The sequence below is a fragment of the Actinoplanes sp. CA-131856 genome, from assembly GCF_050956135.1.
In the GTDB taxonomy this organism is placed as follows: Bacteria; Actinomycetota; Actinomycetes; order Mycobacteriales; family Micromonosporaceae; genus Actinoplanes.
In genome coordinates, this window is record NZ_CP191849.1 from 8,196,918 (window position 1) to 8,211,053 (window position 14,136).

16 protein-coding genes are annotated in these 14,136 nt (G+C 69.4%); 4 read left to right on the forward strand and 12 right to left on the reverse strand.

Features of this window, described 5'->3' with window-relative positions; all coding sequences use genetic code 11:
• Nucleotides 1–35: 35 nt before the first annotated feature.
• The 3 genes from ACQP2X_RS37550 to ACQP2X_RS37560 form a co-directional block, all read right to left on the reverse strand.
• Nucleotides 36–1,202, reverse strand: a complete 1,167-nt coding sequence (locus ACQP2X_RS37550; RefSeq protein WP_498690066.1) for a mechanosensitive ion channel family protein — start codon at nt 1,200–1,202, stop codon at nt 36–38.
• Nucleotides 1,203–1,296: 94 nt separating this feature from the next.
• Nucleotides 1,297–2,121 (reverse strand): DUF1206 domain-containing protein, encoded by an 825-nt coding sequence (locus ACQP2X_RS37555; protein ID WP_498690067.1) that lies wholly within the window; start codon nt 2,119–2,121, stop codon nt 1,297–1,299.
• Between the two features lie 37 nt (nt 2,122–2,158).
• Complete coding sequence (locus ACQP2X_RS37560) at nt 2,159–2,485, reverse strand: hypothetical protein (RefSeq protein ID WP_498653907.1); 327 nt, start codon at nt 2,483–2,485, stop codon at nt 2,159–2,161.
• 42 nt (nt 2,486–2,527) lie between these two features.
• Between ACQP2X_RS37560 and ACQP2X_RS37565 the strand changes: the two genes are divergently transcribed.
• The 3 genes from ACQP2X_RS37565 to ACQP2X_RS37575 are packed head-to-tail and all read left to right on the forward strand — an operon-like array spanning nt 2,528 to nt 4,874.
• Complete coding sequence (locus ACQP2X_RS37565; protein WP_498690069.1) at nt 2,528–2,818, forward strand: GNAT family N-acetyltransferase; 291 nt, start codon at nt 2,528–2,530, stop codon at nt 2,816–2,818.
• Nucleotides 2,819–2,829: 11 nt separating this feature from the next.
• Entirely contained in the window at nt 2,830–3,612 is a 783-nt protein-coding gene (locus tag ACQP2X_RS37570) for an inositol monophosphatase family protein (protein WP_498690070.1), read from the forward strand.
• 23 nt (nt 3,613–3,635) lie between these two features.
• Nucleotides 3,636–4,874 (forward strand): alpha-hydroxy acid oxidase, encoded by a 1,239-nt coding sequence (locus ACQP2X_RS37575; protein WP_498690072.1) that lies wholly within the window; start codon nt 3,636–3,638, stop codon nt 4,872–4,874.
• Nucleotides 4,875–5,135: 261 nt separating this feature from the next.
• Here the strand turns inward: ACQP2X_RS37575 and ACQP2X_RS37580 are convergent, their stop codons facing one another.
• Nucleotides 5,136–5,420, reverse strand: a complete 285-nt coding sequence (locus ACQP2X_RS37580; RefSeq protein WP_498690073.1) for a DUF4190 domain-containing protein — start codon at nt 5,418–5,420, stop codon at nt 5,136–5,138.
• Between the two features lie 435 nt (nt 5,421–5,855).
• Between ACQP2X_RS37580 and ACQP2X_RS37585 the strand changes: the two genes are divergently transcribed.
• The gene (locus tag ACQP2X_RS37585; protein ID WP_498690075.1) at nt 5,856–6,863 is read left to right on the forward strand and encodes a LacI family DNA-binding transcriptional regulator; all 1,008 of its coding nucleotides are present in this window, start codon (nt 5,856–5,858) and stop codon (nt 6,861–6,863) included.
• Nucleotides 6,864–6,918: 55 nt separating this feature from the next.
• On the opposite strand, the gene ACQP2X_RS37590 is transcribed toward ACQP2X_RS37585, so the two are convergent.
• Genes ACQP2X_RS37590 through ACQP2X_RS37625 form a run of 8 tightly spaced genes read right to left on the reverse strand, consistent with a single transcriptional unit; the run spans nt 6,919 to nt 14,081 of the window.
• Nucleotides 6,919–7,158: a hypothetical protein gene (locus ACQP2X_RS37590; RefSeq protein ID WP_498690077.1), complete on the reverse strand. Its 240-nt coding sequence runs from the start codon at nt 7,156–7,158 to the stop codon at nt 6,919–6,921.
• A 55-nt stretch (nt 7,159–7,213) separates the two neighbouring features.
• A complete protein-coding gene (locus ACQP2X_RS37595; protein WP_498690079.1) occupies nt 7,214–8,077 on the reverse strand; it encodes a sugar phosphate isomerase/epimerase family protein in 864 nt (287 codons plus the stop codon).
• Nucleotides 8,074–9,132: a Gfo/Idh/MocA family protein gene (locus tag ACQP2X_RS37600; RefSeq protein WP_498690081.1), complete on the reverse strand. Its 1,059-nt coding sequence runs from the start codon at nt 9,130–9,132 to the stop codon at nt 8,074–8,076. Before ACQP2X_RS37600 ends, ACQP2X_RS37595 begins: the two co-directional genes overlap by 4 nt.
• Nucleotides 9,129–9,947 carry a sugar phosphate isomerase/epimerase family protein gene (locus tag ACQP2X_RS37605; protein ID WP_498690082.1) on the reverse strand — a complete coding sequence of 273 codons (819 nt, stop codon included), beginning with the start codon at nt 9,945–9,947 and terminating at the stop codon, nt 9,129–9,131. Before ACQP2X_RS37605 ends, ACQP2X_RS37600 begins: the two co-directional genes overlap by 4 nt.
• A 12-nt stretch (nt 9,948–9,959) precedes the next feature.
• Nucleotides 9,960–10,940: a Gfo/Idh/MocA family protein gene (locus ACQP2X_RS37610; RefSeq protein WP_498690083.1), complete on the reverse strand. Its 981-nt coding sequence runs from the start codon at nt 10,938–10,940 to the stop codon at nt 9,960–9,962.
• Nucleotides 10,937–11,806 (reverse strand): carbohydrate ABC transporter permease, encoded by an 870-nt coding sequence (locus tag ACQP2X_RS37615; protein ID WP_498690085.1) that lies wholly within the window; start codon nt 11,804–11,806, stop codon nt 10,937–10,939. The genes ACQP2X_RS37610 and ACQP2X_RS37615 overlap by 4 nt, the downstream gene beginning before the upstream one ends.
• Entirely contained in the window at nt 11,803–12,747 is a 945-nt protein-coding gene (locus ACQP2X_RS37620; protein WP_498690087.1) for a carbohydrate ABC transporter permease, read from the reverse strand. Before ACQP2X_RS37620 ends, ACQP2X_RS37615 begins: the two co-directional genes overlap by 4 nt.
• Nucleotides 12,747–14,081, reverse strand: a complete 1,335-nt coding sequence (locus tag ACQP2X_RS37625; RefSeq protein ID WP_498690088.1) for an ABC transporter substrate-binding protein — start codon at nt 14,079–14,081, stop codon at nt 12,747–12,749. Before ACQP2X_RS37625 ends, ACQP2X_RS37620 begins: the two co-directional genes overlap by 1 nt.
• Nucleotides 14,082–14,136 lie beyond the last annotated feature (55 nt).

Genomic DNA, 14,136 nt, shown 5'->3' on the forward strand with positions numbered 1-14,136 from the left:
GTCAATCCTGTTGCACAAAACCCGCCAGAAGTTGATCAGCGGGGCGCCGCGGCCACCGGTTCCTCCGGTCCTCCGAAGGCGATCCCGCGGCTGTCGCCGTCGTCCCCACCGGAGAAGACCCGCGAGTCCGGCGAGTCCGGGTCGGGCTTGGGCACCGGCCGGCCGGGCCCGGCCGGGCCGGGCTGGCTCAGATCGGCCCGCACCCGCGGCATCGAGTCACGCTGGTGCCGCCAGATGAAGGTGACCAGCCGCTCGCGCACCAGGCAGCGCAGGTCCCACAGGGCGCCGGCGTCGTTCGCGCTCACCAGGGCGCGCAGCCGGACCATGCCGCCGACCGCGTCGGTCACCTGGAGCACGCAGACCCGGCCGTCCCACAACTCCGACCCCTCGCACGTGGTGCGCAGCTCCGCCCGCAGCGGCTCGATGTCGGTGGCCCAGTCCACGTCCACCTCCGCCGTGCCGAGCACCGCCGAGCCCGTACGCGTCCAGTTCTGGAAGGGCTTGGTCGTGAAATAGGACGTGGGCAGGATGAGCCGCCGGTCGTCCCAGATCTGGACCGCCACATAGGTGAGAGTGAGCTCCTCGATGCGGCCCCACTCCCCCTCGACGACCACCACGTCGTCGACCCGGACGGCGTCGCTGAAGGCCAGTTGCAGGCCGGCGAAGACGTTGCCGAGCGTGCTCTGCGCGGCCAGGGCCGCGACCACGCTGACGATGCCGGCCGAGGCCAGCACGCTGGCGCCCAGGGCCCGGATGTTCGGGAAGGTCATCAGCGCCACGCCGAGCGCGATGATCACGATGGCGGCCACGGTGACCCGGCGCAGGATCACCACCTGGGTCTTGAAGCGGCGGCGCCTCAGGTTGTCCGGCACGTCGAGGCGCCAGCGGTTCAGCGCGGCGTCCTCCAGCACCAGCAGCAGCGCCGCCACCAGCCAGGCGAACGAGGCGATGAACAGGATGACCAGGGTGTGCAGCACACCGGCCCGCGCCGGGAACTCGCCGGCGCCGGCCCGGATCGACTGCTGGACGGCGAAGACGGTGGCGGCGGCCAGGAACGGGTGGTGGGCCGTGCGGGCCAGGTCGGCCGCGATGGCCGACCGGTGACCGGCCCTGGTGACCAGCCGGTGCAGGATCTCCACCACCACTATGGCGAGGCCCGCCGATCCGAGAACGATCAGCGTGGCCCTCAGTACGTCAGGCACATTCCTCTCCTGTCGCAGAAAAGCGGGTACCGGTGACCTGTCGTTCCCAGGTCACCGGTCCCCGCAACTGTCTCGCAGTGGAAGAGGGAAATGCTCACACTTTGCGGTACTTGGCCTGCGCGATGCAGTAGACGCCGAAAGCGGCGATGCCGACGGCGATCACGGCCAGCAGCCACACGCCCCACGGGTGACCGGCCAGCGTCTTGAGCGCGGCGTCGAGGCCACGGGCCTTGTCCGGGTCGAAGGTGACGGCGGCGGCGACGAACAGGATGCCGGCGATCGCGTAGGCGACGCCCTTGGCCGCATAGCCGGCCATGCCCAGCCGGATGATCGGCTGACGGGTGCCGTGCGTCATCTCCTGGGTGTTGAGGTGCTTGACGAACTTGCGGCGCAGGCCGTAGATCGCCATGCCGATGCCGACACCGAGGATCACCAGGCCGATGAAGCCGACCAGCCAGCGGCCGCCCGTGCTGCCCATCAGACCGGACGACTTGCTCTCGTAGTTGTCGCCCATCGAGGCGTTCGAGCCCTGGAGGATCTTCACGGCCATCCAGGCCAGATAGCCGTACAGGACGGCGCGGACGCCGGAGAGGACCCGCTCGGCCATCGCGGTGCGGTTCTGCTCGCCGCTCTCGCCGATGGCGGCCTCGAACGCCTGCCAGATCGCCATCGCGGCCATGCCGATCGCGATGACGACCAGGAGCGTCTTGCCGAGGCCGTTGCCGGCCAGCGTCTGGAGGGCGCCCGACTGGTCGCTCTCCTGGGACGAGCCTTGGAAGGCCACCTGGAGAGCGATCCAGGCGAAGATGAGGTGGATGATGCCGTAGCCGATGAAGCCGCCCCGGGCCAGATACTCCAGCGGCTTACTGTCGGCGGCCCGAGAGGCTGCGTACTTGGCGTTCGAGGCGGTGCTTGTCATGCCCCCAAATGTCACCAGGAGCCAAGATCGCCAAACGTCACGCCTTCGATACTTGTAGACCGATCGCGTCGTTCGTCACGCTGTCGAGCTGTACCTGAAGCCCCGCGACCTCGACGGCTTGCTGTCCCTTGGTCAGACTGATCTGCTCGCCGGCGACCTCCAACGTCACCGTGTTGGCGTCGGCGCTGATGAATTTCGCCTCGACACCGAGGAAGCTCGCGCTGGCGCTCGTCTCCCGCTGGATCGTCACGGTGCACTGGTCGAGTCCGCAGTCGACGTTGTCGCTGCTGCATCCGGTGAGCAGCGCGAGGCCGAGGGCGGCTGAGGTGAGTGCGGCGGCGATTCGCCGGGTGGGTTTCAACACCCTTGCAAGGGTACGGGCACCGCGCGACCCTACATTTGGTCAATGAGCGACATCGACGTCCGAGACAACCCCGCGCACCGCCGCTTCGAGCTCACGGTGGACGGCCGATGGGGCGGCAAGGCCGACTACCGCATGCGCGACGGGGTGGCGATCATCGTGCACAGCGAGATCGACCCGGCCTTCCGCGGTCGCGGCCTCGGCAACGAGCTGGCCACCCGTACGCTCGACGCCTTCCGCGCCCGCGATGTCCAGGTCGTACCCTCCTGCCCGTTCTTCGCGCAGTTCGTCGCCGAGCACCCCGAGTACGAGGACCTCGTCGCCGACTACCGCTAGTCTGACCGGCGATGAACCGGGATCTTGCCGCGGCGCGTGACCTCGCCGCCACCGTCGCCGCCCAGGCCGGCCGCCTCCAGCTCGAACGGCACGACACGCTGCGGGTGGGCGCGCCCAAGGCGCACGCCAACGACGTCGTCTCCGACGTCGACATCGCCAGCGAGCGCCTCATCGTCGACGCGATCACCGCGGCCTGGCCCGGCGACGCCGTGCAGGCCGAGGAGGGGCACGGCCGCGAGGGCACGACCGGCTGGATGTGGGTGGTCGACCCGCTCGACGGCACCCGCAACTACATCAGCCGCACCGGCCCGTGGTCGGTCTGCGTCGCCCTCTACGAGGGTGAGCAGGCCCGGGTCGCGGTGGTGCACGAGCCGGTGGCGGACGAGACGTTCAGCGCCATCGACGGCGGCGGCGCGTTCCTGAACGGACATCGTCTGACCGTCTCCGGCGGCCCGTCGCTCGACAAGGCGCTGGTCGGCGTCAGCTTCCAGCCCAACCCGGCCACCAAGGAACGCGCCGGCAAGGTGATCCGGGAGCTGCTGCCGGTCTCCGGCGACATCCGCCGCCTGCCGGCCGCGCTCAACCTGGTCTATCAGGCCGCCGGGCGCCTCGACGGCGGCCTCGCCCTCGACACGAACCTGTGGGACATCGCGGCCGGCGCCCTGATCGCCCGCGAGGCCGGCGTGATCCTCGGCGGCCACGGCGACGACTTCACCACCGAGCTGACCATCGGCGCGGCTCCCAGCCTGTGGCCCGCCCTCTCCTCGCTGGCCCGATCGGTACTAGTCTCTTAAGACCCGCGCCTGAGGAGACACCGGTGGTACAACGTCAGTTCCCCAAACCCGCCGAGATCTTCGAGCTCATGCAGTTCAAGAAGCCGCGGCTCGGCCGGGACGGCCGGCTCGAGGCCGCGCTCACCATCGAAGACCTCCGGCTGATCGCCAAGCGCCGCACCCCGCGCGCCGCCTTCGACTACACCGACGGCGCCGCCGAGGGCGAGCTGTCCCTGGCCCGGGCCCGGCAGGCCTTCAAAGACATCGAGTTCCACCCGAACGTCCTGCGCGACGTGGCGAACGTCGACACCTCGACCACGGTCTTCGGCGGCCCGTCGGCCCTGCCGTTCGGCATCGCGCCGACCGGTTTCACCCGCCTCATGCAGACCGAGGGCGAGACGGCCGGAGCGTCCGCAGCCGGCGCCGCCGGCATCCCGTTCACCCTCTCCACGCTCGGCACCACGAGCATCGAGACGGTGAAGGAGGCCAACCCGACCGGCCGCAACTGGTTCCAGCTCTACGTCATGAACAAGCGCGAGATCTCGTACGCCTTGACGGAGCGAGCGGCCAAAGCAGGCTTCGACACCCTGTTCTTCACGGTCGACACCCCCGTGGCGGGCGCCCGCCTGCGCGACAAGCGCAACGGCTTCTCCATCCCGCCCCAGCTGGGCCTGCGCACGATCGCCAACGCGATCCCCCGCCCCTGGTGGTGGTACGACTTCCTGACCACCCCGAAACTCGAGTTCGCCTCCCTGTCGGCCACGGGAGGAACGGTCGGCGAGCTGCTGGACGCGGCCATGGACCCGACGATCAGCTACGAGGACCTGCGCGTCATCCGCGAGATGTGGCCGCACAAGCTGGCGGTCAAGGGCGTACAGACGGTCGAGGACGCCCGCAAGCTGGCCGACTTCGGCGTCGACGGCATCGTCCTGTCCAACCACGGCGGCCGCCAGCTCGACCGGGCCCCCATCCCGTTCCACCTGCTCCCGTCGGTGGTCCGCGAGGTGGGAAACGACGTGGAGGTCAGCGTCGACACCGGCATCATGAACGGCGCCGACATCGTGGCCGCGATAGCCCTGGGCGCGAAGTTCACGTTCATCGGCCGCGCCTACCTCTACGGCTTGATGGCGGGCGGCCGCGCCGGCGTCGACCGCACCATCCAGATCCTCACCGAGCAGATCGTCCGCACGATGAAGTTGCTGGGCGCCCACTCGCTGGCGGAGCTGAACCCCGGCCACGTCACCCAGCTGACCCGCCTGGCCCCGCGCTCTCTCCCCCACTGACCGCTCCGCCGCCCGCCGGGCACGTCTCCCAGCCGACCTGTCCGGCGACGCGCTGCCCCACACCTCATACGGCCGCCGGGGCCAGCACCTGCGCTGGCCGCCTCACCCCACACAGCCGCTGGCCAGAGCCCGCGCTGGCCCCTCACCCCACGGCCGCCAGCCAGAGCCCGCACTGCCCGCCTCACCCCACGGCCGCCAGCCAGGACCCGCACTGCCCGCCTCACCCCCACCTGGCCTCCGGCCGCGCTTTCCTTCCCCTCCTCATGCGGCGCCGGCGAAGCCCAGCGTGCCGGCGAGGAAGACCCAGAAGAACACGAGGATGGCGGGGGCCAGGCAGACGTAGCCGAGCACCAGGCCGGCGATGGCGATGCCGCGACCCTCCTTGCGGACCCGCTTCATCTCGTTGAGCGCGGCGTGACCCAGCACCACGGCGAGGATGCACGGAACCGCGAAGGTGCACCAGCCGCCGAGGATGCCCACGATGCCCAGGACCATCGACGCCACGGCGTAGCCCGAGGTGGGCGCCGGGTTCCCGATGACGACCACCGGCGGGCCCGCAATGGGATAAGCGCCGACGGGTTGATAGACGCCCGCCGGTGGATATGCACCAGGGGCCTGGTAGGCGCCGGCGGGCGGATACGCGCCCGCGGGTGGATAGGCACCGGCCGTTGGAAAGGTTCCCGCCGGTGGGTAGCCGCCCGGCTGCTGCGCGGGCGGATAGCCACTTGTGATCCCGGGCGGGTAAGCGCTCGTGATCTCCGGGGTCGCGGACGGCGGGACGACGTCGGGTGGGACGGGTAGGTGGCTGTCGCCTTGATAGGGGGACGGCGAGGGGTCGTACGACATGGGTCTCCGTTTGTTGATCTTTGTTGCCGCACCATTTGAGCCGACCGCGGTCGTGGGGCGCAGTCGGCCGTTCGTCCAAGATCACCTCGGCCGGGGCTGCTGTTTCATCGGAGCGGATCAATTAACATCGGTGAAATGGGCCGCCCGACGATTTACGACGTGGCTCGCGAGGCCGGGGTGGCACCGTCCACGGTGTCCCGGGCTTACGCACGTCCCGGGCGCGTCAACGCGGACACCGCCGAGCGTGTGTTCGCGGCGGCCGACCGGCTCGGATATCGGGTGCGGCCGGTCAAGCGGAGCGCCGCCCCCGAGGAAGCCCCGCGCAAAGCTATCGCGCTGGTCATCGCCGATGTCACCAATCCGTTCTACGGCGACATCATCAAGGGCGCCTACGAGGCCGCGCGCGACGCCGGCTATCAGCTGATCCTGTCCCACACCAACGAGTCGCCGCGGGTGGAGCGCCAGACCATCGAACAGGAGCTGGAACAGGTCGACGGCGTCGTCATCGCCAGCTCCCGGATGACCGACTCGGCCCTGCGCATGGTGGCCCGCCGCAAACCGGTCGTGCTGCTCAACCGCATCATCCCCGAGGCCAACTGCGTGCTCAACGACGCCGAGCGCGGAATCAAGCGCGCGGTGGAGCATCTGGCCGAGCTGGGTCACGAGCGCATCACCTACGTGGCCGGTCCCGAGACCAGCTGGTCGGACGGCGTCCGCTGGCGCGCCCTGCGCCAGGCCGCGGCCGAACTGCACCTCGACGCCCGCCGCGTCGGCCCCTACGGCCCTACCGTCCTGGCCGGGCTGAGCGCCGCCCTGCGGGTGGCCGAGCTGGAGGCGACGGCGGTGCAGGCCTACAACGACCAGCTCGCCATCGGCGTCCTCAAAGGCCTGCGCCAGCTCGGCATCGGCGTCCCCGAGCAGGTGAGCGTGGTCGGCTTCGACAACATCATCTTCGACGAGCTGGTCGAGCCCCAGCTGACCACCATCGCCTCACCGCTGTACCGCATGGGCCTCACCGGCATGAGCAACTGCATAGCCATAGCCCAGGGCGCCCGCCCGAGCGGCCAGCCCTTGGTCCTCCCGGTCCGCCTCGTTGTGCGCCGCTCCACCGCCCGGGCCCGCACCGCCCGCCGGAAGCGCTGAGCCGCGACACGACCACAACCACACCGCCCGCCGGAAACGCTGAGCCGCGACAGGACTACAACCGCGCGGCCACGCGGCGCACGAAATCGAGCAGCTCGGCCTCGGTGAAGCGGCGGCTCATCCCGGCCGTGCCCGGCGGCAGCGAGCCCGCCCGCAGGGTCTGGCCGATCGCCGCGGCGAAGTCCTCGGCCGACGTGGAGTAGAGCCTGCCCCCGTTGACGTTGGCGACCAGCCGCGCGGCGGTCTCGTCGCTGAGGTCGGGCGCCCCGTCGATCGGATAGAGGAGCTGATTCATCACGCCACGCCACAGGATCGGCGGCGATGCCGATGCGGTTGTGTGCTGGCCGGCGTCAGTCGTCCACTCGGCCGGCCAGAGCCTTCCGCGCCCAGGCGAAGGACATGCGGTGGGACTCCAGCTTGGAGTCGACGCTGGGCTCGTCCACCTCGATCATGAAGTCGCCGTCGTAGGAGGCGGGGATGGCGGCCAGGACCGCGTCGAAGTCGACCACTCCCAGGCCCGGTTCCGCCCACAAGCGCTTCGAAGCGGTGGCCTCCCGGTAGGACAAGGTGCGGTTGTCCAGGTGGTCCGGGAAGCAGTCCTTGATGTGGATGCCGCCCAGACGGTCCGCGTAGCGGCTGATGAACGGGGCCGGGTCGATGCCGGCCCAGCGCAGATGGCCCGTGTCGGGGCCGAAGCCGATCACCTCGGGGCCCAGGTCGTCGAGCAGGCGGGTGATGTCGTGTTCGGTTTCGAAGATGCCGCCCACGTGGGAATGGTGCAGGGGGCGCAGCCCCTCGGCGGTCAGGGTCCGGCAGATCTCGCCGCACATGTCGATGGCCCTGGTCAGGCGAGACTCCGAGAACGCGGCGCCGGTCGCGGGACGAGCCAGGCGTTCCGGTACGGCCATGGAGGAGACCATCGTCCGATCCAGGCCCAGGGCGACCTGGGTGGCGGCGAACCGCTTGGCCTTCTCCACCTCCTCGGGGAGGGTGACCGTCTCGTCGAACGGGGAGTTGAAGAGGCTGAGCGATGGTTGCAGGCCGTAACCGGCGATCCAGTCGCGGTACGTGTCCGCCGTCATGTCGCCGGGGACGTCGGCTTTGACCGCGGTGAATCCGATCTGCTGGAAGTCGGCAAAGGCCTCGGCCAGTACGGCTCGTGTTTTGCCGGCGGTGGCCCAATAGGGGATCGGGTTGGCGGCTATGCGGCTCATGCCAGCTTCACCGGCTTTCCGGTGCGGGCCGACTCGTACGCGCCGGTGATGACGGCTATCGATCGGCGGTTGGTTTCCAGGTCGACCACCAAGGGCTCGCTGCCGTCCAGGGCGCCCAGGAAGTTCAGATATTGCAGGCGGTGCGCGTCCGACAACGATCCCGGGTTGGCGGCGGCCACGGAGCCGGCGTCCGCGCCGGACAAGGTCTGGGTGCCGCCCATCAACTTGTCCTCGATCGGGGCGCCGGCCGGCGTGGCGTGGAAGAAGGCCAGGGCGTCGTTGTCGATCACCGCGGAGCCGCGGTCGCCGTGCACGTGGAGGCGGGCGCTCAGCCCGGGATAGGCCGACGTGGTCGCGTGCAGCACGCCCAGGGCGCCCGACTCGAAGCGGACGACGCCGGCGGCCACGTCCTCGACCTCGATGCGCTCGTGGGCCAGCGTGCCGGCGTACGCGAAGACCTCGACCGGCCGGCCCAGGGCGGCCACCAGCAGGTCGACCGTGTGCACGCCCTGGTTCATCAGGGCGCCGCCACCGTCGAGGTCCCACGTGCCGCGCCAGTCGCCGGAGTCGTAGTAGCTCTGGCCCCGCCACCAGTCGATGACGGCGATCCCCGAGCTGACTCGCCCGAATTCGCCAGCGGCTATGGCGTCGAGGACGCGAACAGTGGACGGATCGAAGCGGTGCTGCGAGATCACCGTAACCAATTTGTCGGCTTTGTCGCGAGCGCGGATGATCTCGTCGGTCCGCGCGACGGTGATCTCGGCCGGCTTCTCGACGATGACGTGCTTGCCGGCGGCCAGAGCCTCGATCGCCACCGGCCCGTGCAGACCGGTCGGTGTGCAGACGACCACGATGTCGATCTCCTCGGCGGCCAGTGCCTCACCGAGCGAGGCATAGGGCCGTCCGCCGTGGACCGAGGCCAGCGTGGCGGCGCGTTCGACGACGACATCGGCGACGGCCACCAACTCCAGCCGCGACACCAGCTGACTGATGACCAGCCCGTGATGGCGCCCGATGACCCCGGCGCCGGCCAGGGCGATTCTGTAACGGCTCATGCGTACTCGATCTCCTCTTTCTTCAGCAGGCCGGTGAAGGCCTGCCACGCGGTGCGGAACAGCTCGGGCCCCGAATAGCCGCCGAAGGCGTGCCCGGCCGCGAGGTGCGGCTCCAGCGAGAAGAACCCGTCGAATCCGTCGTGGCGCAGCGCCCGGATCGTCGCGGCCAGCTCGCCGTCGCCCTCACCGGCCGGCACGACCGTGCCGTCGGCGAACAGGGCGTCCTTGATCTGCACGTACTCCACGTGCGGCCGCAGCGCCGCGTAACCGTCCGTGTAGGGCCGGACGCCCACTTGGACGAAGTTGGCCGGATCCCAGGCCAGGCGCAGATAGGGCGAGCCGACCGAGCGGATCAGATCGAGGCAGCGGGCGGGCACATCGCCGTAGATCTCCTTCTCGTTCTCGTGCAGCAGGATCAGGTCGGCCTCCTCGGCCACCCGCACCAGCGCCCGCATGCGCTCGATCACCTCGGCCCGGTGCGCGGCCGGGTCGCTCGTGAAGAACGAGAAGATCCGGATGTACGGCGCCTCGAACAGCTTCGCCACCTCGGCCGCGTGGCGCATCCGTTCGAGATGCGGACCGAAGTCCTCCTCGACGGGGATCTTCCCGATCGGCGATCCGATGCTGGAGACCTTGAGGCCGTACCGCGACAGCGTCTTCCGCATCGTCGCCAGCTGCTCGGCCGACAGGTCGAGGATGTTGACGTCCCAGGCGCTGCGCACCTCCAGATATCGCAGGCCGAGCCCGGTCGCGACCGCGCACTGCTCGGTGAAGTCGGGCGAGATCTCGTCGGAGAAGCCGGAGAGAGTCCACATGGCGTAGCCCTTTCAGATGTTCTGTCGGTAGATCTCGTCGACCAGGCGCAGGGATCTCATCCCCTCTTCAAGATCAACGGCAAAGGCTTCCCCGGTACGCAGTGAGCGGTAGAAGTCGGCGATCAAGAGCTCATGCGAGGCGCCCCAGTAGTCGCGCCCACCGGCGCCGGCCCGGCGCTCGGCGATCACCTCGACCCGCCCGTCCGCGTGCCGGACCGTCAGGTCACCGCGAATGGTCAGCGTCGCCGCCGCGGTGGCGATCTCGATGGTCACGGGCGAGTCCACGGCATTGGTCACGGTGGAGAAAAAGACACTGCGCGCGCCCACGGCGGGTGGTCCGTCGAGTGTGCCCGCCGCCCGGCGATCGTTGAGCGTCCCCACGGCGTGATCAAGGACCGCGGTCACGGTGTCCTCAACCTCGCGGCCCGCGAAATGTCCCACCTGAGCGGAAATATCGGTCACGTCGCCGAGGAGCCACTGCAGCAGATCCAGCGTGTGGATCGCCTGGTTGATCAGGACGCCGCCGCCGCTGCGGGCGATGCGCCCGCGCCACGGGCGTGCTTCGTAGTAGGCGTCGTCGCGGTGCCACATGACCGTGGCCGACGCGCCCGCGATCGGGCCCAGCGTGCCGGAGCGGAGCAGCTCCCGGGCCGCCACCGAGGCCAGGTTGTAGCGGTTCTGCAAGCACACCCCGACCGTCACCGACGGGTTGTCCTTCGCCGCCGCGAGCAGCTCGTCGGCGGCCGCTACGGTGTGCGCCACCGGCTTCTCCAGCAGCACGTGGACACCCCGCGCCAGCGCGTCCAGCGCCACCGGCACATGCTGGTCATGGGGAGTGCAGATGTGCACCGCGTCCGGGCGTACCTCGTCGAGCAGCACCCGATGGTCGCGGAAGCGACCCTCCGACGTCGCGACCAGTTCCACGTCCAGCTTGGCCAGGGCGGCCAGATGCACCACCGACACCGTGCCCAGGCCGATCACCGCGACCCTCACTTCACGCTCCCCGCGGTCAGGCCGCCGACCAGATAGCGCTGGAACGCCAGGTAGAGCAGCACCACCGGCAGCGCGCAGATCAGCGCCGCCGCCATCATCTGCGAATAGACCGGCAGCGCGCCGCCCTCCTGGGCCGACCCGAAGATCGACAGGGCGACCGCCGCCGTGTGGGTCTCGGGCCGGGTCAGCACCGAGGCGAACAGCACGTCGTTCCAGCCGAGCAGGAAGGCGAAGATGCCAGCGACCACGATCGCCGGAAGGCTGAGCGGGAAGATGATCCGCCACAGGATGACCACCGTGGACGCGCCGTCGGTGCGGGCCGCCTCCTCCAGTTCGCGCGGCAGCCCGCGCAGATAGGTCACCATCACCCAGGTCGAGAACGGCAGCGCGAACGTCAGGTAGGCCACGAACAGCCCCCACCGCGTGCCGATCACGGTCAGTCCCAGATAGTTGCCGGCCGAGGAGAACAGCACGAAGACCGGCAGCAGCATCAGCGTGCCCGGGATGCTCTGGAGGCCGACCAGGCCGCGCAGGATGGTGAGCCGCCCGAGGAAGCTGTAGCGCACCAGCACGTACGCCGTCGTCGTGCCGAGCAGGGCCGAGGCCACAGCCGTACAGGAACAGACGATCAAGCTGTTGACGATGCCGGTGGACAGGTCGGCCGTGGTCCAGATCTTCGTGTAGCTCTCGAAGCTGAACGAGCTCGGCCAGAACTCGCCCGAGGCCACGCCCACGTCGGAGTTGAGCGAGGCCAGCACGATGTACGACACCGGGACGAGCACCATCGCGCAGAGCAGCACGGTCAGCGTGGCCAGCAGCGGCCGCGGCAGCAATCGGGTGGCTTCGGCCGAAGCGGAGGCACTCACTTCCGGCCCCCTTCTTCATGGACGTCGAGCCGGACGGCTCGCAAATAGACGTACAAGGGAATCGCGATGATGATCAGTGACACCACCGCCATGGCCGCGCTGAGCCCGAACCGCAGGCCCTGGAAGCTGGTGACGTAGACCAGCATCGGCATCACGTTCACGTCGTCCGGGGCGGGCGCCCCGAACAGCACGAACGGCAGCGTGAAGTTGTTGATGTGGTTGAGCGTGGCCAGCAGGCAGGCCAGCAGCACCGGCCCGCGCAGATAGGGCAGGATCACCCGGCTCAGCTTCGGCCACCAGGTCGCCCCGTCGACCGCCGACGCCTCGTGCACCTCGTGGTCGACCGACTGCAGCGCGGCCAGCGCCATCAGATAGATGAACGGCCAGGCCGCCCAGATCTCCACCAGTACCAGCGTCCAGTAAGACTTCGGGCCGCTCAGCCACAGCCCGCCGTCGACGCCCACTTTGGACAGCCACGCGTTCACCACGCCGTCCGGTTGCAGCATCGTCCGCCAGACCGAGGCGACGACGAAGGACGGGAGGACGTACGGGATGAGGAACGCGGCCCGCACGAGACCGCGCCCCCGATAGGCGTTCTGGGTGACCAGCGCGGCCGCGATGCCGATGGGCACGGTCACCGCCGTCGACAGCACCGAGAACGACACGCTGATCCAGATCGAGTGCAGCAGGCCCGAATCGAGCGACTCGACGTAGTTGTCGAGCCCGATGAACGGCGCCTCGATCCACCGGCGCAGCGTGTACTGGTCGAGGTCGAGCAGCGAGAGATAGACGGCCAGGGCCAGCGGGATCAGCACGACCAGCACCAGGAGCAGCCCGCCCGGGGTGAGCAGCCACAGCGGGCGCTGCTGCTGCGTCACCCCCTTGCGGTGCTTCTCGTGCGCCGGTGCTTTCCGCTCCGGAGGTGTCACCAGGGTGGTCATCACTTGGCCCGGTCGAGGGCCGACTGGGCCGACTTCTGCGCCTCGGCCACGCGGGCGTCGATCTGGGCCGTACTGATGGAGCCCTTGGCCAGGTCGGGCAGCGACTGCACGGCCACGTTGGTCAGCGCCAGCTGGATGTCACTCCAGGCGCCGGTGAACGGGGTGGCCACCGACTTCTTGGCCGCCTCGGTGACCGGGCCGAGCGTCTCGTCGTTCGACAGCGTCTGCAGGGCGGCCGCGTTGGCCGGCAGGTTGCCGAACTTCTTGTAGTAGTCGAGCTGGACCTCCTGGTCGGTCACCAACTTGACGTACTCGAAAGCCAGGTCTTTGTTCTTGGAGTAGTCGGCGACGAGCAGGTTGTCGCCGGAGAGGATGCTGGCCGCCTCGACGCCGTTGGCCGGTCGGCTGGTGGCGCCGGGCGGCACGGTCGGCAGCAGGGCGAACTTCCACTTGCCCTTGACCGCGCCCTGGTTGAGCGAGTTGGCGGCGGTCGTCGTGGTCAGCGCGAAATATCCGGTCTTGCCCTTGGCGAACGCGGCCACGGCCTGCGGGTTGGTCCAGCCCACGGCGGCCGGGTCGACCACCTTGTCCTTGGCCAGCCAGCCGAAGTACGTCTCGTACGCCGTCAGCACGGTCGGGTCCTGGAGCCGGGCCGTCCTGCCGTCGACGAGCGGGTTGCCGGCCTGGGCCGACATGCCCCAGACGAACTTCCACGGGTCGAAGTTGTCCTTGTAGGCGATGGCCAGACCGTACTGATCGCCCTTGGTCAACTGCTTGGCCTGCTGCCCCAGCTCGTCCCAGGTCGTGGCCGGCTTGTCGATGCCCGCGGCCTTCAAGATCTCGGTGTTGTACGCCATGACGAACGGCCGGCTGACCCAGGGGATACCGACCTGGTTCTGCTCGTCCGGCCCGGAGATGCCCAGCGTGGCCGGGTTGAACTTCTCCTTGCCGCCGATCTTCTTCCACTCCTCGTCGCCCAGCTTGACGAAGGCGCCGGTCGAGTAGGCGGTCGGCGTGAAGGTGGTGCCCACGGCGTACACATCAGGCCCGGAACCGCTGACCACCGAGGTCTGGATCTTCGTGAGCTCGTCGTTGGCGGTCGCGAAGGTCTCGAACTTCACCTCGGCGCCGGTCTGCGCCCGGAACTTGGCGCTGATGTCCTTCTGCCAGGCCTGGAACTCGTCCGGATATTGGGTGTTGGCGGCGATCAGGACGTTGAGCGTCTTGCCGTCACCGCCACCGCTGTCGTCACCGCCGCCGCAGGCGGACAGCGCGACGGCGCTGACCAGCACCATCGCACCGGCCAGCGCCGTCGCCACACGCGTCTTTCCCATCTCGATCTCCTCCGCGCCGCCGGTGCGGGTGACCCGCATCACTGTTACGCGATGG